Here is a 21531-nt window from a genome sequence, read left to right as displayed (position 1 = left end):
AAACATTGCTTATGTAAAAAAATGACTTTTAATATTTCTTACATATAAGCATAAGGCGGACGGGAAGTGACAGATATGTTTGATACAGTAATGAATCTTGTTAAAGAGTGGAACGTGACGGGAATCTGTTTTCGGCTTGCTTTGGCGACTTTTGTAGGGGTGATTATCGGGTTAGACAGGGAGTACAAAAATAAAGGCGCAGGGATAAAAACACATGCGTTGGTATGTATTGGCGCGGCTATGGCAATGATCGTAAATGAATATGTATTTAGAGAATTCCCAAATATGAATACAGATATCACTCGTCTTGGTGCTCAAGTAATCAGTGGAATCGGTTTTCTTGGAGTGGGTACGATTATGATGAACGGACGAAGTGAGGTGAAGGGGCTTACTACTGCTGCAGGACTTTGGGCATGTGCGGGAGTGGGACTGGCCGCCGGAATCGGATTTGCTGAAGGTACTCTTTTGGCAGTTATTTTTATTCTGTTTATATTTCGTGTATTGGCGCCTCTTGATAAAAAATTACATAAAAATTCCAGGAGGATAGATTTATATATGGAATTTAAAGATTCAGAAAGTATCCGTCCTTTTATGGAATCACTCCGCAGGCAAAAAGTTGATTTATTAGAATTTGACTTCAGAAAAGATAAGTTGGGATTGCATATTCCGGCGGTCGCAATGTCTCTGCGGTTGCCTCACTATGGACAGAAAAAGGCGTTTAAAAATGATTTGCGAAATACAGAATCTGTTGTTTATTTTGAAGAGGTATGAAATTTTTCTTTATAAGGAGGATTTTTGAAATAGATTCTTGACATAAAATAAAAAGAGTGTAATATTATACTCATAATGTGATGACAGAGACATGATATTTCCATTGTACATGCATAGAGAGTCTGCGGCTGGTGTAAGCAGGTATTGTCATGGTTATATTACCACTCTTAAACAGGGAAACAGAATTAAGTATGTTTTCACGGTTGACTGCGTTATAAGTTATTTAAGCGGAGTACTAACTCTAATTTGGGTGGAACCACGGAATTAAACTTTCGTCCCTTGTGGATGGAAGTTTTTTATTTTTAGGAAATTTTTCTCTAATATATGGGAGGTATTTCCGGAAAGAAAAGAGGGAAGATTATGATAACAATTCGGTTGAAAGATGGGAAGGAACTACACTTTGAAAATGAAGTGACACTGTTTGAAGCTGCGAAAAAAATTTCCAATAGTCTTGCTAAAGATGTATTGGTAGCTAAAGTAGATGGAGAATTAACTGATATCCGGAATAATATTACTGATGGAACGCAGGTTGAATTCTTTACCAAAGCAGATAAGGAGGGGCTTTTTACACTTCGGCATACAGCCGCTCATGTAATGGCACAGGCGATTCAGCATTTGTATCCTGGAACGAAATTTGCAATTGGACCGGCAATTGATGATGGGTTCTATTATGATTTAGAATCTGACCATGTTTTTAGTCAGGAAGATTTTGCTGCTATTGAAAAAGAGATGGCTAAAATTGCTAAAGCAAATCTGCCTATTGAAAAAAAGATTTTGAGTAGAAATGAGGCATTAGAATTTTTCAGGAGCAAAAACCAGGATTATAAGGTTATCTTAATACAGGATCTTCCAGAAGATGCGATCATATCGACTTATACACAAGGGGATTTTACCGATTTATGCAGAGGTCCCCATGTTCGTTCGACAGGCAAGTTAAAAGTATTTAAGCTGATGGCAGTGGCCGGTGCTTATTGGCGTGGTGATGAACACAATAAAATGCTCCAGCGTATTTATGCAACCGCATTCTTTGATAAAGAGGAGCTGGATCGATTTCTCTTTGTCCGTGCTGAAGCGGAAAAGCGTGACCACAGAAAATTGGGGAAACAATTAAATCTATTCTCTTTCCATGAAGAGGGACCAGGATTCCCGTTTTTCCATCCGAAAGGAATGGTTATTCGCAATGAACTTATAGCTTATGAGCGGGAATTGTTCCGCGAATTTGGCTATGAAGAAATTATGACACCAATTATCCTTTCTAAAAAGTTGTGGCTACAGTCCGGTCACTGGGATCATTATAAAGAAAACATGTACTTTACCCAGATTGATGAAGAAGATTATGCTGTAAAACCAATGAACTGTCCTGGCGGGATTTTATACTATAAAACAAACCAGCACTCTTATAGGGAATTACCAAAACGCGTGGGTGAATTTGGGATTGTACACCGCCATGAACTTCATGGTGCGCTTCATGGATTATTCCGTGTCCGTGTGTTCACACAGGATGATGCTCATATATTCATGACGCAGGATCAGATGAAAGATGAAGTAATTAAGACTATGGAAATGTATAGGAAATTATACAGTGTTTTTGGACTTGAATATCATGTGGAGCTGTCCACGCGTCCTGAGAATTCCATGGGCTCTGAGGAGCTGTGGGAAATTTCTACAAATGCATTACGGGATGCTGTTGAAGCGGCCGGTGTTCCTTATGTTATTAATGAAGGTGATGGCGCATTTTATGGTCCTAAACTGGATTTTCACATTAAAGACTGCCTTGGGCGTACATGGCAGTGCGGCACTATTCAAATGGATATGCAGCTGCCGGAACGTTTTGATGTAAACTATGTGGGGGAAGATGGAGAAAAGCATAGAGCTGTTATGCTGCACAGAGCAGGATATGGTTCCCTGGAACGGTTCATTGGTATCTTGATTGAACACTTTGCCGGAGCATTCCCGAGTTGGATTGCGCCAGTTCAGGTCAAAGTGGTTCCCGTTACAGAAAAACATATGAATTATGCAAGATCTGTGGCAGACGCACTTTCTGCATCCAATGTACGTGTAGAAATTGAAGAGGGAAATGATACTTTAGGATATAAGATCCGTAAGGCACAGATGGAAAAGGTTCCTTATACGCTTGTTGTAGGTGATAAGGAAATGAATGGACATACTGTTTCGGTTCGAAGCCGTAAAAATGGTGATGAAGGCTCTCTACCAGTGGCTGTATTTGTTTCCAATCTGATTCGTGAGATTAGGGATAGGTCATATTGATATGGATAAAGAATATCAAAGTGGTGATGTTGGCCGGGCGGCGCTGCGTATGGCACTTTCTGAAACGAGGGTGGAAGAAAGTATCCTTCGGGAAGAATTGGCCAAACTGGAAATTCGCGCGGTAGCGGTTAATTTTGGTGGAAAGTTTTTAGATATTCTGCCTAAGATTTATGAATCGGCTATCGTTGCTGCCCAACGTCAACATGTCATCAGTGATACCCATGTAGGTGACGGCTCTGTTTTGGGAGCGGTGGAATCCGCTATCGAACAGATAAAATTAAAGTCATTGGGAATGAATGTAGGCGGAAAAATCGGTGTAGCCCGGTGGCACGAACATTTATGTGTTGCAGTTTATGTGGGGGTTGGCGTTCTCCGGTTTAATGAGGTTGCTGTAGGAATGGCGCATCGTGTCCTTCGTGACGATCTGTCGGAATAAGTTTTCACTCTTTGCTTGACATTATTTGTGGAATCACTTATTATATACGAGTAACTGATTGCAAGCAGAAGTCATCCGCTTCTCACCTTACATGGCGAAAGCTACTAAGGTTTATGTATGAATTCGGAAGCGGATAGTATATGCTGTCCGCTTTTTACTTGCAATGAATTTCTTTTTCGGAGGTGAAAAGAATAGGAAAGGAACTCAGTATCAATGAGGAGATTCGTGCCAGAGAGGTACGGGTAGTCAGCGATACAAACGAACAGTTGGGAGTTATGACGCTCCATGAAGCCATCCGTTTGTCGGAGGAAAAAGGTCTTGATCTTGTAGAAGTTGCACCGAACGGGAAACCGCCGGTATGCCGTATCATGAACTACGGAAAATACAGATATGAGCAGCAGAAACGAGATAAAGAAGCGAAGAAGAAACAGAAGGTATTCCAACTTAAGGAAGTCAAACTTCGCCCCAATATAGAAGACCATGATTTCTATGTCAAGTTGAAAAATGCACAGCGTTTTTTAGCAGATGGGAATAAAGTCAAAGTTACAATTATGTTCCGTGGCAGGGAAATGACTCATCCGGAGCTTGGCGGAGAAGTTCTTGAAAGATTTGCAAAAGAACTTGGTGATTCTATTGTTCGTGAAAAGCCACCGAAATTGGAAGGACGTAACATGACTATGGTTGTTGGTCCGAAAGCATAATAAAGGAGAAATGAAAATGCCGAAAATGAAAACCCGCCGCGCTGCGGCAAAACGCTTTACCGAAACCGGCTCCGGCCAGTTTAAGAGAAATAAGGCTTTTAAAAGCCACATTCTCGAAAAAAAATCTCCAAAGAGAAAGAGAAATTTTAGAAAAGCAGCACTGGTTTCCAAATCTGATTACAAACGCGTAGCAAGATTGCTGCCGAACGGATGATAGGGAGGATTTAGAGAATGGCAAGAGTTAAGGTTGGTGTAACCGCACACGCAAGGCATAAAAAAATTTTAAAAATGGCGAAGGGATACAGAGGTGCCCGCCATGCCCAATTCAAAAAAGCGAATGAATTGGTAATGAAGGCTCTCTACTATGCAAGAAGAGACCGTAGAGCGAAGAAGAGGGAGTTCCGTAAGCTTTGGATTGTCCGTATAAATGCGGCAGCTCGTATGAATGGGCTGACTTACAGCAGATTGATTGCAGGTTTGACAAAGGCTGGTATCGAAGTAAATCGTAAGATGTTGTCTGAATTGGCTATTAGTGATCCCGCTGGTTTTACTGTAATTTGCGAAGCTGCTAAAAAAGCATAAGAGATGAATATAAGAAGACGAGTTGTTTGAACTTGTCTTTTTATATTTTAGACATGTTTCAGGGTTATAGGACATTTTGTGTTGATTTTAATACCGATGAAGTTAGACATTGTCTGGCTTCATCGGTATTTTATCCTTTTCCTAAGAAGATAAAGGGTGGACAAAATGAGTTGGTAAAAAATCCGAAAATGATTGCTATGACTGCTTTAATTAGGGTTATATCTTTTTAAAATATGTTTATTTTAAAAGGAGAACCTTATGAAACAAGTTAGGTGTTTATATTGCGGTTTCTTTTGCTCAAAATATGGTAAAACTCGTACAGGAAGGCAACGGTGGTACTGCAAAGAATGTCATTCTGTCTTTGTGAATCCGATTAATAAGACGGTTCATGATTTTAAGCACTTTATTCAGTGGTTGTTTGGTAAGGATGTGCAAAAATCCATGCCTGGCAACGGTCGTGGTTTTCGAAGGAAAACCTCTAAATTTTGGGAAATATGGCCTATGCAGCCTAAAATTGAGAGTCCGATGAATGTCATATATGTGGATGGGATTTATTTAGGAAGAAAAGCATGTATCCTTATTTGTTGTAATGAAAGATATGTGCTTGGATGGTATTTGTGCCGCTATGAGAATTCCAGAGCCTGGGAAGCATTGATGCAGAGAATTGCGGCTCCCGCTATGGTCGTTTCTGATGGAGGCCACGGCTTCCGGAAAGCACTAAAAAGAGTCTGGCCCAAGGCTAAGTTGCAGCGTTGTACTTTCCATGCATTCATCCAGGTAAAGAGATACACAACCGGTAGTCCTAAAACCATTGCCGGCATTGAGATGTACATGATAGCAAAGGATTTGCTGATGATAAAAGACATGGAGCAAGCAGGTCATTGGGCAACCCGATTGATAAACTGGAGAATAAAGCATAAGACCTTTCTTAGTGAAATGACACAAGATGAAAAAGGCAAACTTCGCCCTATGCATGAACGTTTACTAAAGGCCGAGCGGTCACTGGTCAGATTAGTACGGCAAAACACATTATTTACCTATTTGGATGAATCGTTATCTTGTGGAGAAGAACTACCATCGACAAATAACCGTATAGAAGGCGGAATAAATGCACAATTAAGAACGATGCTTAGAAACCATCGGGGGATGTCCATTGAAAGACGCATAAAAGCGGTTTTCTGGTGGTGTTACTTCCACACACCGAAACCGCTTTCTGCATCTGAAATCCTAAAGGTAATGCCCACTGACAGAAGCATTTCTAAACTGTATAAAGCGATGAATGAACGATCCCAATTAGAGGATTCAATTCCCACATGGGGAGATGCTATTGTGTGGTCAGAATTACATAAATCCGATTCATTTCCTGCTTGTTTTTGGGATTAACCACCAACACAAAATGTCCTATAACCCAAATAATTAGTTTACATTATCTACATTTCTATTTGCTGTTTCTGCACCATCAGAAGGGCTTGGGTAAAAGTACATAATACGGTCTGGTTGAAAATATTCACTTGATACTTTTTTCGTGATGATCTTGGACATAATTTGTTCAAATTCCACGACTTCAAGCGGAGAAAGAATAGTGTCTTCAATGAGTACAATAACTGAGGGATTAACTTTCGGAGCGTTTTCAGGGACTTCGCTGCGATCAAGGGGAATGCTTAGGATTAATCGTATGGTTGCAACATATTGCTCTTTATAATCGAAAACGGTTCCACGATAAGTGTTTTCCCATAAGGTCCGCATTAAATCAATGTGGTAAGAATCTTGATTCAATTCTTCTGTCATGATATCCTCCATAACTTAAAATATATTTACATTGTAGCACTTTTAAGAAAGACGAGTGGTGGAATCCGTCTAATTGGCATAGGAATTTTACATATGTTATTATGTAAAAGACATACTCGGGATTTAAGGTGGTAAGGCACAGATGGGCAATAAAATATTTTTAGTGTTAGGCGGATCAAGAAGTGGCAAGAGTGAGTTTGCCGAAGAGCTGATGTATCATTCTACAGGGAAAAGAAAAGGATATGTCGCAACAAGCCGAATCTTAGATGATGAAATGAAATACCGCGTTATCTTGCATCAAAAAAGGCGCCCGGAAGACTGGAAAACATTTGAAATTTTAGGAGAAGTCAGCGGCAAAATAGGATTTGTTCTTATGGAAGCGGACACGGTTCTTTTTGATTGCATTACGATGTATGTCAACAATATTCTTATGGAGCATTTGGCGAATAAAGATAATGAAACACTTGGAATTAACGATCTGACGGCATTACAAACATTACTGGAGAAAGATTTGGAATTGCTCTTTAATATCATTTCCCAGACGGATAACAAGGAAATTATCTTTGTTTCTGACGAGTTGGGGATGGGCATCGTACCGGCCAACGCAATGAGCCGGGTATACCGCGATTTGGTGGGATTGGCAAATCAGTATGTGGCCCAAAAGGCAGATAAGGTATATCTATCAATTGCAGGAATTACAGTGGAGCTTAAAAGCAGAGGAGTGGAACCATGGTGAGAAAAATTGCCAAAAAAATTATGTTTCAGGGAACAAGCTCTCATGTGGGTAAAAGTATTTTAACAACGGCATTTTGTAGAATTCTCAAACAAGATGGGTATCATGTTGCCCCATTTAAGGCGCAGAATATGGCACTAAATTCCTATGTTACGCATTCTGGTGGAGAAATCGGCCGTTCTACTGTTGCCCAGGCGGAAGCCGCAGGGGAAAATCCTATTGTGCAGATGAATCCTGTACTTTTGAAACCCACGGGGAATTCCTGCTCTCAGGTGATTCTTCTCGGTAAATCGGTCGGTAATTATAGCGCTTCAGAATATCAAAATAAATATAGCCAAGAGGCATGGTCTTCCGTAAAAAAGAGTCTTGATTTCATGGAAACACATTATGATGTGCTGGTGATTGAGGGGGCGGGAAGTCCTGCTGAAGTCAATCTGAAAAAGAATGATATTGTCAATATGCGGATTGCAAAAGAATGCCGGTCTCCCGTATTTTTGATCGCAGATATTGATCGTGGCGGGGCGTTGGCGTCTATTGTAGGAACCCTTGAACTGTTAGAGCCTGAAGAACGTAAACTTGTGAAGGGACTTATCATTAATAAATTTCGCGGGGATATTACACTTTTGGAACCGGCATTGACATTCCTTGAAGAACATACGGGGATTCCGGTCTTAGGTGTTATTCCTTATTTGGATAAGCTGGGGATTGATGATGAAGATTCCGTGTCACTTCAAGAAATGCCACGGAATCAGATTATGCATGATGTTCATATTGCTATTATCCAAACGCCTAAAATCTCAAATTTCACGGACTTTGATGCATTTACCCATGAACCGGATGTAAACGTGCGTTTTATTCAGCAGGGAGATTTGATTGGGAGTCCGGATCTTATTATACTGCCGGGCAGTAAAAATACGACAGAGGACTTGCTTTATCTGAAGCGACAGGGGTACGATCATGATATTAAAGCGCTTGCAGCAAGAGGTATTCCCGTGGTTGGAATTTGCGGCGGCTATCAGATGCTTGGAGAAAAGGTTTGTGATCCATTACATGTAGAAAGCAGTAATGATGCAGTGGAAGGACTGGGGTTAATGCCTTATGTTACAACCATGCAGGGGGAAAAAAATACATATCAGGTAGAGTTTAATTGTGAAGCCTTGCCATTTCTTGGTATGGATTTTAAAGGAAGCCATTTAAAAGGGTATGAAATACATATGGGGGAAACGGTACTTACCCATTCAGCACAAAGCCTTTTTAATATAGTGCGGAGAAGTAATCAACCGGTGCAAGTGCAAGACGGATATATCAATGAAACACATCATATATTTGGTACATACTGCCATGGTATCTTTGATAATGATGATCTTAGGCGGGCAATAATTAACGCACTTCGTAAAAGAAAAGGATTGGAGACGCTTCCTGTGCAGTTCCGTTATCGCCAATATAAAGAATCGGAATTTGACCGTCTTGCCGATACAGTACGAAAACATTTTGATATGAAGAAGTTTTATGAAGTCTTGGGGTGAGTGAATTGGGAACTCTCCCTTATGCGTTGGTTCCGTTTATGGCATTGATAATAGATGCAGTAATAGGAGATCCCCGATCGGACTGGCATCCGGTAGTTCTCATCGGGAAACTGATCTCCACATGGGAAAATAAATTGTATCCGAAGCATCATACGGATAATATGAAGCTGTTCCTTTACGGATGTGGTGTGGTTTTTCTTGTCTTGGTGAGCGTAGGTATTCTATCTACGGTAATATTGTATATTGCTGCGAAAGCAGGAATTTTCTGTTATTTTCTGCTTAGTACGGTTTTACTCTATGTTTCGATTACTCCGCGCGCGCTTGCCCGTGATGGGATGGAAATATACAATCTTCTGAAAAAAGGAAATGTAGAAACAGCACGTGCCCGGTTATCTTGGATTGTAGGAAGAGATACTGACGGATTAAATGAAAGTGAAATTTCAAGAGGGACGATAGAAACTGTTGCAGAAAATACGACTGATGGAATTATTTCCCCGCTATTTTATTTTCTACTTTTGGGCCCAATTGGCGCTATTGTATATCGAGCAGGCAATACGATGGATTCCATGATCGGCTATAAAAACGAACGCTATCTTTTCTTCGGCAGAGCTGCTGCACGGCTTGATGATATTTTGAATTACATACCCGCGAGGGTTACTTATTTACTTTTTATTATAGCCGCTTTTATTCTTCGGCTAGATTGGCGAAACGCATGCGTGATCGGATTTCGTGATGCGAACAAACATCCGAGTCCCAATGGGGGTTATGCTGAAGCTACTGTGGCGGGTGCAATGCATGTGCAGCTTGGCGGATATAATTATTACAATGGGAAACCGGAGTTTCGTGCTTATATGGGGGATTCGGATCAAACTTTGCGGGCGGAGCACATTAAGACTACTATTTGGATGATGTATCTGGCTACTATTATTTTTGCCTTTATGGAATCGTTGATTCTATTATTTTGGTGATGGAATGAAAAGTTTTCTTGTCGGGCTGCAGTTTTTGACGCGGCTTCGCCTTGACACACAAACTGAATGGAAAGATGAAGACTTTGGGAAAAGTGTAACATGGTTTCCTGTAATTGGATGGATTATAGGACTCCTGTTATGCGGTGTTTTCTTTTTGATACGACCACTCGGCAGCCCTCTTTTGATTGGATTTATTTTGGTTATATCGGAACTTTTTATTACAGGGGCATTATTGCTTGACGGGCTTATGGATTCCGCTGACGGCTTATTTTCGGGACGCAGTAAAGAGAGAAGCCTGGAAATTATGAAAGACAGCCATGTAGGAGCTTTTGGGGTACTTTCTGTCTTATTGATAGTTCTCTTAAAAACATTCGCGCTGGCTTCTGCTGATACTGCGCTATATTTTGTCCTTATCGCGATGCCGACACTGGGAAGGTTAAATCTGGTTATCAGTATATGTGAATATCCTTATGCCAGACCATATGGAATCGGGAAGTCCTTTTCGGCCTATAGGTCTAAAAATGCGGTTTTTTATGCATTTTTTACAGCTATTCTGCCGGCAGTTTGTTTTGGGCTTGACTATATTATTCTCTTCAGCGCGGCTATATTGTTCGGTCTTTATTTAAATTCGTGGATAGTTGAAAAGATTGGCGGAACAACCGGTGATACTTATGGGTTTATTACAGAAATCACTGAGGCATTTATAGCATTCTTATTTGTGTTATTGGTTAAAGGTGGGGCATGGCATATTTAGTTATATCTCCCGGATCATGCGGAGAGTTTATTCAGGGGTATGCGAATGGATCCTCCTTTATGGTGACTTGCCCGATTAATCGATATTCTTATGCTTATAGCGGATTCGACGGAATTGGTGACATTTTGCCTGATAAGGCGGCGGAGGCCGTGAAACGTACATTAGTTTATCTGAAAAGACCCGATACGATTGTTCCGATTAAGCTAAAATCCTATATTCCGAGGGGAAAGGGATTGGCGTCAAGTACGGCCGATATAAGTGCGGTATGCCAGGCGACAGCGTTAAGTGTCGGGGAAATTCTTTCTCCGCGTGAATTAGCAACGATCGCGCTTTCTATTGAACCCAGTGATGCTACGTTTTTTGAGGGGATTGTGGAGTTTGATTACCGTGACGGGAAAGTGATTCGGGAAATGGGGCATTGTCCTGATATGCAGATTTTAATTTACGATTGTGGCGGTGAAGTTGATACGATGTCTTTTAACAATAGGAAAGATTTGATTTCATTGCAAAAGAGCAATCAAACTGAAATAGAGAAAGCGATGTCTTTTTTGGTGGAAGGATTAAAAAATCAGTCATTGGAAGTTATCGGAAAGGCGGCTACAATCAGCGCGTTTGCAAACCAGAAGATACTTTTTAAAAAGCCGCTGGAAGATTTTTATACGAGGGGAACCACATTAGGCGGAAAAGGGGTTATTTGCGCACACAGTGGAACTGTTCTTGGGTTAATCGTAGCACCTGGTGCAGATATTGAAGCAATCCGGACGAAAATTAAAGATTATGATTTAGGAGTTTTTTATCTAGATACAGTACGGTTGACAAATCAAGGTATGCAGATTAGAAAGTGTAAATTGGATGATCCTTTCACAAAGTAGGCATGGTGGCGATATATTTAAATTGCCGGGAGGAGAACGGGATGGTTTTTTAGATTTCAGTATCAATATCAATCCGTTAGGACTTTCCCCGAAAGGCAAAGAAGCACTTATTCGATCCTGGGAAAAAGAGGTATTGCGGTATCCTGATATGGAATGTCGAGAGCTTATTTCTGCTTTGGCAAACAGGTATGGCATGCCTGACCGGATGATAACGGTTGGAAATGGTGCTACAGAAATTATGTATACTCTGCTCCGTGTGCTGCTGCCTGGCAAGGTTTATGTACCGGCACCGTCATTTAGCGAGTATCGTCTATCAGCTGAATCTGTCAACGCAAAGGTAGAGGAAATACCGTTGTCTGCAAAAACAGATTTCAAAATTCCAGTGGAGTTTTTTACAAAGATAGAACCGAAATCTGTTGTATATTTAGGGAACCCCAACAATCCTGACGGACAAATACTTAATGAGGAAAGGTTGAAACAGATACTTCTGCTTGTAGAAAAAACGCAAAGCTATTTAATTTTGGATGAGTCTTTTGTGGACTTTTTAGGAGACTCTTTTTCCTACCGAAAACTTTGCCTTTGCCATAGACAGGTTATTATAGTTTCTTCCTTAACGAAATTTTATGCTGTCCCGGGGCTAAGAATCGGATGCAGTTTTTCCACAGAAGAAATTGCTAAGAAATGCCAGGAGCAATTAATTCCTTGGCATGTAAATGGACTTGTTCAGACTTATATGAAGAGTGCATTGGCAGATGATGCGTATATTCAGAGAATACGAGAATATTGTAAAACGGAAAGGAATAGGATGATTACGGATTTGTCTGCAATCGATAGTATTAAGGTATATCCGGGAAGTGTTAATTTCTTTTTATGCAAACTGATGAGAAAGTTCAAATCAGCATATGAACTGCAGCAAGCACTATGGCCTTATAAAATTATTTTGCGGCAATGCGGTAATTATGCGGGGTTGGATGAAAGTTATTTTCGGATTGCAGTAAAGATAAAGGAAGAAAATCTGCGATTAGTTAATGCATTGAGAAAGGTTCTTGAATAGATGATCACGCTATATTTTGTTCGTCATGGACAAACGGTCTGGAATGAATCTGGAAGGTATCAAGGCAGTACTGAGGTGGCACTGAGTGCATTGGGGAAAAAACAGGCGAAGCTGACAGCTCATTGGTTTGAAGGAATTTCTCTGAATGGAATAATATCCAGCAGTTTGGGAAGAGCCATGGAAACGGCGAAAGAAATTGCAAAATTGAAGAGTATGAATGTCGAAGTGATTGATGCGTTGCAGGAACTTCATTTTGGCGACTGGGAAGGAAAAACTTTTGAAGAGATTGAGCATTACTGGCCGGGAATGATTGAGGAGATGTATCATCATCCGGAACTACTGCAGCTGCCTCACGGCGAGTCTTTTGCCGATTTACAGAGGAGGACGGTGCAAGCAGTTGAAGAGATCATTGACCGCGGGGATAATAAGACTTATGTAATTGTAAGCCATGGTGCGGCTATCAGGACAATTATCTGCGGTCTTTTGGATATACCGTTAAAAACAGCTTGGAATTTCAGTTTATATAATGCCGGTATTACTTGCATGACACATTATATGGGTGACAGAACAATTTTGACTTTTCATAATTTTACGGATCATCTGATAAAGTGATTTACGGATACTGCCATAACGGAACATTTTTTATCGGATTATCCGGTAATAAGGAATCGTAACAGAAATCATTGCCGGAACCAAAGCCAAATGGACAAACATACACTTTTACGGTATCATAAAGAAACGGAAAAGTGGTGATTTAATGACTGAGAAAATGAAAATAATTGATTTTCTTAGAGAAAATCAATTAGATGCAATTTTTGTGCAAAAGGATGAAAACTGCAGATATTTAAGTAAGTTTACAGGTTCAGACAGTTATCTGCTTCTGACAAAAGAGGAGTTGTACCTTCTGACGGACAGCAGATATACAGAGCAGGCAAGAAAAGAATCTGCCGATTATACAGTGGTGGATTACAAAGGTCATCTGGCAGAAATAGTCGCGAAGCTTGCTGGTGAATACCATATAAAAACTATGGGAGTAGAAACGGTTTTTTCCTATCAGATGTACCTGTCTTTTCATGAATATATGCCGAATATAGAATTCAGGTTTTCTCAAATAGATCGGCTGCGGCAGATCAAATCTGAGGAAGAAATTTTCTGTATAAAAGAGGCTTGTCGTATATCAGATGCGGGATTTAAGGCAACTCTTCCTTTTATCAGGGCAGGAATAACTGAGGCACGGTTGAGGACTATCCTTGAGTGCGCTATGCTTGAAGAAGGATCGGAAGGAAAATCTTTTGATACTATTGTCGCATCGGGTGAACGGTCCGCATATCCTCATGGTGTAGCCACAGGAAAGGTTTTGGAAGATGGTGATTTGGTCACTTTTGATTTTGGTGCTATTTATAAGGGGTACCATTCTGACATTACACGGACGGTTGCCATAGGAGATGTTTCAGAGCGACTGCAGAAGATTTATGACAGTGTCTTATGCTGCAATGAGCATATTGAAATGCAGCTTAAGGAGGGAATTATTTGTTCGGAAGTGGATAAATCGGCGCGAGAGTATCTGAAGAAAGATGGATTTGAGTCTTATTTCGTCCATTCACTCGGACATAGTGTGGGGCTGGAGATTCATGAATCCCCCTTTTTATCAGCACGGGACCATACAGTATTGAAAGAAAATATGATAGAAACGGTGGAACCTGGGGTATATATTCCAGGAATTGGTGGAGTCCGTATTGAAGATACGGTTGTTATAAAAAAAGACGGTATTGAAGTCTTAACAAAATTCCCGAAAAAATTTTTAAGAATGTAGCAGGAGGAAGAAAGTAAATGATTTCCAGTAATGATTTGCGACCGGGTATTACCATTGAACTCGATGGATCTGTATGGCAGTGTGTCGAATTTTTACATGTAAAACCGGGGAAAGGTGCGGCATTTGTACGTGCAAAGCTGAAGAACATGGTAAATGGTTCGGTTGTTGAGCGTAAGTTTAATGCCGGGATTAAATTGCAGCCGGCCATTGTAGAACGTAAGCCGATGCAGTATTTGTATGAGGCTGATGAATCCTATTGTTTTATGGATACGGAAACGTATGAACAGATTATGCTTCGCAAGGATCAATTGGGAGATAAGATTAATTTTCTTAAGGAAGAGATGGAATGTTCTGTTATGTTTTTCAATGGGGATATTATCGGGATTGATATTCCGAACTCTGTTGAGCTGAAAGTTGTTGAAACAGAACCAGGGATTCGCGGCGATACGGCGACTGGCGGGTCAAAACCTGCCAAGCTGGAAACCGGATATACCGTATCCGTTCCACTTTTTATTAATGAAGGGGAAGTGCTCCGTATTGATACACGTACCGGCGACTATATTGAACGTGTAAAGTGAGATCTTTTTGATGGCAGCTGCAGAAATTAAAACATCATTGGGGATTATCAGTATTTCTGAACAGGTGCTTGCTACCATTGCCAGGGATACAGCGCTTCAAATTAATGAGGTTATGTCCATGGATGGTCGATATTCGCATGGAATTTCTTCTGTGATTGGCGATGGGGATGCGGAAGGTGTTCGTGTCTCCATAAGAAATAAAAATGTAATTATTGATTTATATATTTGCGTGAAACATGGGATGAGAATCCCTGCTGTTGCCTTGCAGTTACAGGAAGCTGTCAAAGAAGATATTTTTCAATATACGGGAATTACTGTTGCGGAGGTTAATGTAAATGTGCAGCAGATTGTTTTTGGTGCAGCAAGGTAAGCGATATGGTGGAAGATTTGCATTCTGTTGTTTCAGATGAAGAACTTTATCTGAAAATTGAAGAAATTATTCTTGCTATTCCGGAAGTTAAGGGATTTACATCGGAAGGTCTTCAGCATATCGTCAAGGGAATTACTTCAGCATTTGGCAAAAAGGTGCATAAAGGGATTTTAATCCGCCATGATAAAAATGGAATGACTATTAATATTTTTATCTCGCTCATTTATGGCTGTCATGTCCATGAGGTGGGATATCTTGTACAAAAACAAGTACAACGCGAAATTTTACTACTGACTGATGAACCTGTTTTATCAGTTGATGTAGCCGTAACAGAAGTTATTAAATAAAGAAAGCAGAACAATGAGCAGAAGTAAAGCCAGAGAACATGCATTAAAAGTTTTATATGCAAAGGAGATAAATCCTAATACGGCAGAATTATCAGCAGATATCTCTGATGCTTTATCTGAGAAAGGAAAATCCTTTTCTGATTTTTTAGTTGAACAGGTGCAGCTGCATCGGGATGAGATCGATGGGGAGATTGTCAGGTTTTTAAAAAAATGGTCATTAAGCCAGTTAAATATTGTAGATAAAAATATTTTGCGGATAGCGATTGCCGAATTTAATTATACTTATGAGGATAAGGCGGATAGAAAAGTTATCATCAATGAAGCTGTTGAACTTGCGAAAGTTTATGGCGGTGAAAATTCCTATCGTTTTATCAATGGAATTTTAAGTGCGGTAACAGGTGAAAAAAATGGCTAAATTCCTTGGTATTGATACAAGCTGCTATACGACATCTGCGGCTGTATATGACAGTACTGAAGGTATAGTGGGAGAGTCACGCATTATTTTATCTGTAAAGGCTGGAAAAAGAGGGTTATCCCAGTCAGAAATGGTATTCCAGCATGTCAGAAATCTCCCTGTGATTTTGGGACAATTAGAGCCATGGATTGATCAGATTAATGGTATCGGCGTATCAGTATTTCCACGTCGGCGGGCAGATTCTTACATGCCCGCTTTTCTTGTCGGCAAAGGTATGGCAGAGTCGCTGTCTCATGTGCTACGTGTACCTGTTTTCGAATTCAGTCATCAGGAAAATCATGCATTGGCAGCCATTCAAAATATGCCTGAAATATGGGGAACACCTTTTTATATGATGCATCTTTCCGGGGGGACACAAGATGTTCTTTCAGTGGAATGGGAAAAGGATATTATGCAAATTGTGGATCTGATTCATTCTGCGGACATTACCGCCGGACAATTCATTGATCGTGTAGGTGTTTCTTTAGGAATGCCTTTTCCTGCAGGCCCGTCTATGGAACGATTAGCAATGAAACATCAGCAATTATATAAAGTACCGGTAGCAAATGTTAAAAATGGATTCAGTTTTGCCGGCCCGGAAGCGCAGGTACAGCGTGATATACAAACTAAGCGTTATACGCCAGAAGATATTGCTTATGGCGTTTTTTCCTCTATTGGCAAGTCATTACATAAAGTCTTGGACTCATATAATGGCTTTATAGAAGGGAGAACCTTTATCGCAGTCGGCGGAGTAATGAGCAATGGGTATCTGCGAAAGAGTATTACGGAAATATGCAGGCATAAATCTTTGCATCCATGCTTCGCAGAAGTGAAGTATAGCAGTGACAATGCGACAGGAAATGCGTTCGGAGCATTTATGAGGTATACATATGAAAGTCTACTCGGTTCGTGAATGCAGCAGCCTTGTAGCAGGTGCTCTTCAAAAAGATTATATTTTTAAAAATATAACCATATCGGGAACTGTCAGCAATTTACACTTTCATTTTTCAGGGGTCATATTTTTTTCTTTAATTGATGAAGAGTCTCGTATTACCTGCCGTATCGGGAAAATGAGAAGCGCGTTTCTTGGACGCAGGATTAAGAATGGGACGGAAATTCTTATTCTTGGAAATATTAAATATGACAAAATAAGCGGTAGACCGATTTTTCAGGTGGATAGAATCCTTTCTTCTACTGAGAGTCCGATTTTGGAGAAATTGGATATGCTGAAGAAAGAACTTAAAGCTTCAGGATATTTTGATATTGAAAAGAAAAAAAGATTACCTTTATTCCCCTTTAGAGTAGGAATTGTTACATCAGCGTCAGGGGCGGTCATCCATGACATTATACGGACGGGATTTTTACGGAATAATTCAGTAAGATATTCTTTATACAGTACAACGGTGCAAGGGGAGAATGCTGCGGCCGATATGGCAGAAATGGTTATTAGGGCAAATGAAGAGACAGAGCCGCCGGATATTCTTATTATTGCTAGAGGCGGCGGCGCGGAAGAGGATTTAACACCTTTTAATCAAAGAGTTTTATTGGATGCAGTGTTCTGTTCTAAGATACCGGTTATATCTGCAGTAGGACATGAAACAGACGTGACTTTACTTGATTTGGCCGCTGATGTGAGAGCCTCTACGCCAACGCAGGCAGCGGAAATTGCTGTCCCTGATAAAAAATATATTGAAGAGCGTATAATATGCTTGTACTTGGTTTTACAGAAAATTATTCGAGACAAGCTGAATATATCCAAGCTTAAATTGCAGCATACTTTAACTATCTTTAACATATTGGCACAAAGTGGAAAAGTAACTGCTGTACGTAAGGATATTTTATATAATTGGATTATACTGGATCGAAAACTAAAAAAGGTTATCAGCAATAAAAAATTGGATATTTTAGAGCGAATGCAGTTTCTTTCAAGGTGTGGAATGGAAGATATTCTTATCTGCAGTAAACATATAAAAGGAGCAGATGATGGAAAAGAAATTTGAAGATTGCATGGAAGAATTAAGTTCTGTAGTGTCTCAACTGCAGAAGGAAGAGACACCGTTGGAAGAAATGCTTGTCCAATATAAAAAGGGGACAGAAGCAGCAATGGCTTGTCTTACTATATTGAAAGAAACCGAGAGAGATATACATGATATTTCTGTTGAAATAGAAAAATTAATCCAGCAAGGGGAGGAAACGCGTGATAAAAGAAATAATGGTAAATAAGAAGATACTAGTTGATGATGCATTGGAATGTCTTCTTATGCCGTCAGATCCGGCACATGATTCATTATACGCATCTATGCAATATAGTTTAATGGCAGGGGGAAAACGGATACGCCCCTGTTTATTTTTGGTACTTCTAGATATATTGGGTGTGGATTCGAATTTATATATAAATGTGGCCTGCGCATTGGAATGTGTTCATACATATTCACTCATTCATGACGATTTACCGGGCATGGATAATGATGACTATCGGCGGGGAAAGTTGGCCAATCATAAAAAATATGGGGTAGGTATTGCAACTATGGCGGGAGATGGGCTCTTAACCTATGCTTTTGAACTCCTTGCCTGTGAAAACAATATATCGTTTTTCAAACGTATAGCATTGATAAAAATTTTAACAGCCGCGGCAGGTCCTGCTGGAATGGTAGGAGGGCAGGCACATGATAAAGGGGCAGAAGGTAAAACACTCTCTCTGTCAGAATTAATGTTTTTAGATCAATGTAAGACAGGTAAACTGATATGCGCTTCCTTGGATATGGCATCAGAAATTGCTGGGCTTTCTAAAAATGATAAGGAAGCGATTCATACATATGGAAAGCATATAGGGCTTCTATTTCAAATTACGGATGATCTTTTGGATTTCAATGGAGTTTTTCAGGAAATGGGGAAAGTTCCATTACAGGATATTTCAGAACATAAATGCACTTATGTGACGCTTTTGGGGAAACATCAGGCACAACAGAGAGCACGGAAGGAAGCTGTTGCTGCTGTACAGAGCCTGGGGGCTTTCGGAGAAGAATTTAAGCCGTTGAGAGAGCTGCCGGAAATGATCCTTTGCCGGAGAAAATAAGTTTCTTGCGCAGTATTTGCTTTGATGTACAACAGATAAAGGAATAAAAGATATGAATAAAGTAAAAAAAGAACGACTGGATGTTCTTTTGGTAGAACGAGGTTTTTTTGAAACCCGGGAAAATGCGAAACGGCATATTATGGCAGGAATTATTCTGGTGAATGATGTTCCTGTTGATAAACCGGGAACGAAGATACCGTCTGATGTCAGACTCAGAATTAAAGGGCATGTTATGCCATATGTCGGGCGTGGGGGATATAAACTGGAAAAGGCGATAAAAGAATTTCATCTTGATTTAAAAAATCTTGTGATGGTTGATATCGGCGCTTCCACGGGTGGATTCACCGATTGTGCGCTTCAAAACGGCATTGCCAAAGTGTATGCTATTGATGTGGGAACCAATCAGCTTGATTGGAAATTACGTACTAATCCTCATGTAATTAATTTGGAAAAAACAAATATCAAACAGGTAACTGAAGATATGATAGGAGAAAAAGTAGATTTCATTTCGACTGATATTTCTTTTATTTCCGTATTAAAAATTCTGCCGGCCGTACATTCTATACTTAAACCGGAGGGATCCGTAGTTATTCTGATTAAACCGCAGTTTGAAGCGGGGAAAGAAAAGGTTGGAAAGGGCGGAGTTATTCGTGATAAGAATATCCATGAAGACGTAATAAGGGATACTTTGTCAGCATTTGAAACAGAAGGATTCCACGTATGGGGGATAACATATTCACCAATTAAAGGCGGATCCGGGAATATTGAATTTTTAGCATTACTGAAGAAAGATAGGCCGGAACGGTCTATGGTGAATACAGATATTATTCACGATATAGTAGAAGAAGCACATCAGGTATTTAAAGGAGAAATGTCATGAAGATCGGTATATTTCCTAATATGGGAAAGGAAGCACTTTATACTTTTTGGGGCAAGTTGATTTCGATTCTTCAAGCCAAACATATTGAATATTATGTGGCTGAGTATGCACGAGGCGGTTTTGAGTCACGGGATATAGCTATTGATAAAGACCGGTATAAAAGCACAAACTGGATGGGCAAAAATTTAAAATATATTCTTTCTATTGGGGGTGATGGTTCATATTTAGAAGCTGCTAAGGCTTTTTCAGATTACTCTGTTATTTTAATCGGTATCCATTTGGGAGAACTTGGTTTTTTAAATTCAATACGCCAGTCTGACGTGGAAGAGCGATTGGATCAGATTATATCGCAAAAATATGTTTTAGAAGATCGTATGTTTTTGAGTTCCTGCATATTGCATGCTGATGGCACAAGAACTTTTCTGCCTGATGTTTTAAATGATATCGTAATCGGTCGTGCACAAATTGGCAAAATGGTAAGAGTCAACCTGTATATCAATGATATTTTTGCACAACAGTATCCTGCCGACGGCTTGATTATATCGACAGCAACCGGCTCTACGGGATATGCATTTTCTTGCGGCGGACCAATCCTGTCTCCTTCCGTAAAGCAGATGATGGTAGTTCCGATATGTCCCCACACTTTGTCACGATTTGCATCCGTATTATCCGAAAAGGATATCGTAAAAATTACATTGCCATCACGGGAACATATTCTATATATATCAGCAGACGGTAATGGGAGTTACGAACTAAAAACGAATGATATCCTGCTTGTACAGGGAGTTAGTAAACCTATTCGTTTTGTTCGTTTCTTTGATCATGATTTTTGGGGTACGCTTTCCGGTAAACTTATGAAGAAATCCTGATTCCGATTAAAGGTCAATTATCAGATAAATGTACAAATAGCACAGATAGGAAGCTTCTGTGCTATTTGTACATTTTTGACAGTTAACGGAATCTGTTGATAGTCATAAGCAAGCAAGTTAAGGGTTTTATTTTTATGCAATATTTATTGACCTTATGCATTAAATACTATAAAATAAATCAATAAACTGTTAATAAAGATCTATATGAAATAAGGTGTAGGAGGATATGCGATGAAAAGATATAGAAGCATGAAAATAAAAGAAATTATACAGCATCAGATTATTGAAACACAGGAAGAACTGGCGGCTGCTCTAAAGAGAGAGGGGATTATTGTCACGCAAGCAACCGTTTCAAGAGATATCAAAGATCTCATGCTTATTAAAATCCCATATAAAGATGGTCATTATCGATATGCTCTGTCCACAGAGAAACCGGGGATCATGTCTAAGAACCATACATCATTTCTTTTCCAAGAAGCGGTTATCGGAATTGAAAGCAGCATGAACCTAATTGTGATTCATACATTGCCGGGATCGGCACAATCCGTAGCAGCCGCTATCGATCAGACCAGATATAGTGAGATTATGGGAACACTTGCAGGAGATGATACGATTCTCCTTATCATGAGAAATCCGGATGATGTGGAGCTGTTTAAGAAAAAAATACAGGAGCTTCTGAAAGCATAGGAGG

General features: G+C 40.0%; 27 protein-coding genes and 1 other annotated feature. Of the genes, 26 read left to right on the top strand and 1 reads right to left on the bottom strand.

Annotated elements, in window-relative coordinates; translation table 11 throughout:
• The first annotated feature begins 75 nt into the window (after positions 1–75).
• The 7 genes from GCWU000321_RS01200 (at position 76) to GCWU000321_RS01170 (ending at position 6141) form a co-directional block, all read left to right on the top strand.
• Entirely contained in the window at positions 76–771 is a 696-nt protein-coding gene (locus GCWU000321_RS01200) for an MgtC/SapB family protein (protein WP_007069239.1), read from the top strand.
• A gap of 71 nt (positions 772–842) precedes the next feature.
• Positions 843–1054, top strand: a binding site (T-box leader).
• A 77-nt stretch (positions 1055–1131) separates the two neighbouring features.
• On the top strand, positions 1132–3039 hold the full coding sequence (gene thrS / locus GCWU000321_RS01195; protein WP_040381723.1) for a threonine--tRNA ligase: 1908 nt from the start codon (positions 1132–1134) through the stop codon (positions 3037–3039).
• 1 nt (position 3040) lies between these two features.
• Entirely contained in the window at positions 3041–3475 is a 435-nt protein-coding gene (locus GCWU000321_RS01190; protein WP_007069237.1) for a HutP family protein, read from the top strand.
• Between the two features lie 182 nt (positions 3476–3657).
• Complete coding sequence (infC, locus tag GCWU000321_RS01185) at positions 3658–4176, top strand: translation initiation factor IF-3 (protein ID WP_007069236.1); 519 nt, start codon at positions 3658–3660, stop codon at positions 4174–4176.
• Between the two features lie 16 nt (positions 4177–4192).
• Positions 4193–4390, top strand: a complete 198-nt coding sequence (gene rpmI, locus GCWU000321_RS01180) for a 50S ribosomal protein L35 (RefSeq protein WP_008858952.1) — start codon at positions 4193–4195, stop codon at positions 4388–4390.
• A 17-nt stretch (positions 4391–4407) separates the two neighbouring features.
• Entirely contained in the window at positions 4408–4758 is a 351-nt protein-coding gene (gene rplT / locus GCWU000321_RS01175) for a 50S ribosomal protein L20 (protein ID WP_007069234.1), read from the top strand.
• A 258-nt stretch (positions 4759–5016) separates the two neighbouring features.
• Positions 5017–6141: an IS256-like element ISDin1 family transposase gene (locus tag GCWU000321_RS01170; protein ID WP_040381072.1), complete on the top strand. Its 1125-nt coding sequence runs from the start codon at positions 5017–5019 to the stop codon at positions 6139–6141.
• Positions 6142–6174: 33 nt separating this feature from the next.
• On the opposite strand, the gene GCWU000321_RS01165 is transcribed toward GCWU000321_RS01170, so the two are convergent.
• Entirely contained in the window at positions 6175–6546 is a 372-nt protein-coding gene (locus tag GCWU000321_RS01165) for a hypothetical protein (protein ID WP_244835024.1), read from the bottom strand.
• 142 nt (positions 6547–6688) lie between these two features.
• Between GCWU000321_RS01165 and cobU the strand changes: the two genes are divergently transcribed.
• The 19 genes from cobU to argR all read left to right on the top strand — a co-directional run bounded on the left by cobU (position 6689) and on the right by argR (position 21527).
• A complete protein-coding gene (gene cobU / locus GCWU000321_RS01160; RefSeq protein WP_007069230.1) occupies positions 6689–7282 on the top strand; it encodes a bifunctional adenosylcobinamide kinase/adenosylcobinamide-phosphate guanylyltransferase in 594 nt (197 codons plus the stop codon).
• 5 nt (positions 7283–7287) lie between these two features.
• A complete protein-coding gene (locus GCWU000321_RS01155; RefSeq protein ID WP_040381719.1) occupies positions 7288–8805 on the top strand; it encodes a cobyric acid synthase in 1518 nt (505 codons plus the stop codon).
• Positions 8802–9773 carry an adenosylcobinamide-phosphate synthase CbiB gene (gene cbiB, locus GCWU000321_RS01150; RefSeq protein WP_007069228.1) on the top strand — a complete coding sequence of 324 codons (972 nt, stop codon included), beginning with the start codon at positions 8802–8804 and terminating at the stop codon, positions 9771–9773. The genes GCWU000321_RS01155 and cbiB overlap by 4 nt, the downstream gene beginning before the upstream one ends.
• 4 nt (positions 9774–9777) lie before the next feature.
• Positions 9778–10527 carry an adenosylcobinamide-GDP ribazoletransferase gene (cobS, locus tag GCWU000321_RS01145; RefSeq protein ID WP_007069227.1) on the top strand — a complete coding sequence of 250 codons (750 nt, stop codon included), beginning with the start codon at positions 9778–9780 and terminating at the stop codon, positions 10525–10527.
• Positions 10515–11399, top strand: a complete 885-nt coding sequence (locus GCWU000321_RS01140) for a GHMP family kinase ATP-binding protein (protein ID WP_007069226.1) — start codon at positions 10515–10517, stop codon at positions 11397–11399. The genes cobS and GCWU000321_RS01140 overlap by 13 nt, the downstream gene beginning before the upstream one ends.
• The gene (locus tag GCWU000321_RS01135) at positions 11380–12453 is read left to right on the top strand and encodes a pyridoxal phosphate-dependent aminotransferase (RefSeq protein WP_007069225.1); all 1074 of its coding nucleotides are present in this window, start codon (positions 11380–11382) and stop codon (positions 12451–12453) included. The genes GCWU000321_RS01140 and GCWU000321_RS01135 overlap by 20 nt, the downstream gene beginning before the upstream one ends.
• Positions 12454–13065 (top strand): histidine phosphatase family protein, encoded by a 612-nt coding sequence (locus GCWU000321_RS01130; RefSeq protein WP_007069224.1) that lies wholly within the window; start codon positions 12454–12456, stop codon positions 13063–13065.
• A 145-nt stretch (positions 13066–13210) separates the two neighbouring features.
• Positions 13211–14266, top strand: a complete 1056-nt coding sequence (locus tag GCWU000321_RS01125; RefSeq protein ID WP_007069223.1) for a M24 family metallopeptidase — start codon at positions 13211–13213, stop codon at positions 14264–14266.
• A 17-nt stretch (positions 14267–14283) separates the two neighbouring features.
• Complete coding sequence (gene efp / locus GCWU000321_RS01120; protein ID WP_007069222.1) at positions 14284–14844, top strand: elongation factor P; 561 nt, start codon at positions 14284–14286, stop codon at positions 14842–14844.
• 10 nt (positions 14845–14854) lie between these two features.
• Positions 14855–15214 carry an Asp23/Gls24 family envelope stress response protein gene (locus GCWU000321_RS01115; protein WP_007069221.1) on the top strand — a complete coding sequence of 120 codons (360 nt, stop codon included), beginning with the start codon at positions 14855–14857 and terminating at the stop codon, positions 15212–15214.
• Positions 15215–15219: 5 nt separating this feature from the next.
• Entirely contained in the window at positions 15220–15561 is a 342-nt protein-coding gene (locus GCWU000321_RS01110; RefSeq protein ID WP_007069220.1) for an Asp23/Gls24 family envelope stress response protein, read from the top strand.
• Between the two features lie 13 nt (positions 15562–15574).
• On the top strand, positions 15575–15976 hold the full coding sequence (gene nusB, locus GCWU000321_RS01105; protein WP_007069219.1) for a transcription antitermination factor NusB: 402 nt from the start codon (positions 15575–15577) through the stop codon (positions 15974–15976).
• Entirely contained in the window at positions 15969–16928 is a 960-nt protein-coding gene (locus tag GCWU000321_RS01100; RefSeq protein ID WP_007069218.1) for a tRNA (adenosine(37)-N6)-threonylcarbamoyltransferase complex transferase subunit TsaD, read from the top strand. Before nusB ends, GCWU000321_RS01100 begins: the two co-directional genes overlap by 8 nt.
• A complete protein-coding gene (gene xseA, locus GCWU000321_RS01095) occupies positions 16906–18015 on the top strand; it encodes an exodeoxyribonuclease VII large subunit (protein WP_007069217.1) in 1110 nt (369 codons plus the stop codon). The genes GCWU000321_RS01100 and xseA overlap by 23 nt, the downstream gene beginning before the upstream one ends.
• The gene (gene xseB, locus GCWU000321_RS01090) at positions 17996–18238 is read left to right on the top strand and encodes an exodeoxyribonuclease VII small subunit (protein ID WP_007069216.1); all 243 of its coding nucleotides are present in this window, start codon (positions 17996–17998) and stop codon (positions 18236–18238) included. Before xseA ends, xseB begins: the two co-directional genes overlap by 20 nt.
• Entirely contained in the window at positions 18213–19091 is an 879-nt protein-coding gene (locus tag GCWU000321_RS01085) for a polyprenyl synthetase family protein (protein ID WP_156777724.1), read from the top strand. The genes xseB and GCWU000321_RS01085 overlap by 26 nt, the downstream gene beginning before the upstream one ends.
• Positions 19092–19143: 52 nt before the next feature.
• Positions 19144–19971, top strand: coding sequence for a TlyA family RNA methyltransferase (locus GCWU000321_RS01080; protein ID WP_007069214.1), 828 nt, complete (start codon positions 19144–19146; stop codon positions 19969–19971).
• The gene (locus GCWU000321_RS01075) at positions 19968–20840 is read left to right on the top strand and encodes an NAD(+)/NADH kinase (RefSeq protein ID WP_007069213.1); all 873 of its coding nucleotides are present in this window, start codon (positions 19968–19970) and stop codon (positions 20838–20840) included. The genes GCWU000321_RS01080 and GCWU000321_RS01075 overlap by 4 nt, the downstream gene beginning before the upstream one ends.
• A 231-nt stretch (positions 20841–21071) precedes the next feature.
• Positions 21072–21527 carry an arginine repressor gene (argR, locus tag GCWU000321_RS01070; RefSeq protein WP_022027069.1) on the top strand — a complete coding sequence of 152 codons (456 nt, stop codon included), beginning with the start codon at positions 21072–21074 and terminating at the stop codon, positions 21525–21527.
• Positions 21528–21531: the final 4 nt, after the last annotated feature.

The sequence above is a fragment of the Dialister invisus DSM 15470 genome (assembly GCF_000160055.1).
Lineage (GTDB): Bacteria > Bacillota > Negativicutes > Veillonellales > Dialisteraceae > Dialister > Dialister invisus.
The sequence above is the reverse complement of the archived record's forward strand: the minus strand, read 5'-3'. Positions and strand labels throughout refer to the sequence as shown.

Bases quoted from the DNA above. Each gene is read 5' to 3' on its own strand.
- GCWU000321_RS01200 (WP_007069239.1), top strand. From the start codon at position 76: ATGTTTGATACAGTAATGAATCTTGTTAAAGAGTGGAACGTGACGGGA.
- thrS (WP_040381723.1), top strand. From the start codon at position 1,132: ATGATAACAATTCGGTTGAAAGATGGGAAGGAACTACACTTTGAAAAT.
- GCWU000321_RS01190 (WP_007069237.1), top strand. From the start codon at position 3,041: ATGGATAAAGAATATCAAAGTGGTGATGTTGGCCGGGCGGCGCTGCGT.
- rpmI (WP_008858952.1), top strand. From the start codon at position 4,193: ATGCCGAAAATGAAAACCCGCCGCGCTGCGGCAAAACGCTTTACCGAA.
- rplT (WP_007069234.1), top strand. From the start codon at position 4,408: ATGGCAAGAGTTAAGGTTGGTGTAACCGCACACGCAAGGCATAAAAAA.
- GCWU000321_RS01170 (WP_040381072.1), top strand. From the start codon at position 5,017: ATGAAACAAGTTAGGTGTTTATATTGCGGTTTCTTTTGCTCAAAATAT.
- GCWU000321_RS01165 (WP_244835024.1), bottom strand. From the start codon at position 6,546: ATGACAGAAGAATTGAATCAAGATTCTTACCACATTGATTTAATGCGG.
- cobU (WP_007069230.1), top strand. From the start codon at position 6,689: ATGGGCAATAAAATATTTTTAGTGTTAGGCGGATCAAGAAGTGGCAAG.
- cobS (WP_007069227.1), top strand. From the start codon at position 9,778: ATGAAAAGTTTTCTTGTCGGGCTGCAGTTTTTGACGCGGCTTCGCCTT.
- GCWU000321_RS01140 (WP_007069226.1), top strand. From the start codon at position 10,515: ATGGCATATTTAGTTATATCTCCCGGATCATGCGGAGAGTTTATTCAG.
- GCWU000321_RS01135 (WP_007069225.1), top strand. From the start codon at position 11,380: ATGATCCTTTCACAAAGTAGGCATGGTGGCGATATATTTAAATTGCCG.
- GCWU000321_RS01130 (WP_007069224.1), top strand. From the start codon at position 12,454: ATGATCACGCTATATTTTGTTCGTCATGGACAAACGGTCTGGAATGAA.
- GCWU000321_RS01125 (WP_007069223.1), top strand. From the start codon at position 13,211: ATGACTGAGAAAATGAAAATAATTGATTTTCTTAGAGAAAATCAATTA.
- efp (WP_007069222.1), top strand. From the start codon at position 14,284: ATGATTTCCAGTAATGATTTGCGACCGGGTATTACCATTGAACTCGAT.
- GCWU000321_RS01115 (WP_007069221.1), top strand. From the start codon at position 14,855: ATGGCAGCTGCAGAAATTAAAACATCATTGGGGATTATCAGTATTTCT.
- GCWU000321_RS01110 (WP_007069220.1), top strand. From the start codon at position 15,220: ATGGTGGAAGATTTGCATTCTGTTGTTTCAGATGAAGAACTTTATCTG.
- nusB (WP_007069219.1), top strand. From the start codon at position 15,575: ATGAGCAGAAGTAAAGCCAGAGAACATGCATTAAAAGTTTTATATGCA.
- GCWU000321_RS01100 (WP_007069218.1), top strand. From the start codon at position 15,969: ATGGCTAAATTCCTTGGTATTGATACAAGCTGCTATACGACATCTGCG.
- xseA (WP_007069217.1), top strand. From the start codon at position 16,906: ATGAAAGTCTACTCGGTTCGTGAATGCAGCAGCCTTGTAGCAGGTGCT.
- xseB (WP_007069216.1), top strand. From the start codon at position 17,996: ATGATGGAAAAGAAATTTGAAGATTGCATGGAAGAATTAAGTTCTGTA.
- GCWU000321_RS01080 (WP_007069214.1), top strand. From the start codon at position 19,144: ATGAATAAAGTAAAAAAAGAACGACTGGATGTTCTTTTGGTAGAACGA.
- GCWU000321_RS01075 (WP_007069213.1), top strand. From the start codon at position 19,968: ATGAAGATCGGTATATTTCCTAATATGGGAAAGGAAGCACTTTATACT.
- argR (WP_022027069.1), top strand. From the start codon at position 21,072: ATGAAAAGATATAGAAGCATGAAAATAAAAGAAATTATACAGCATCAG.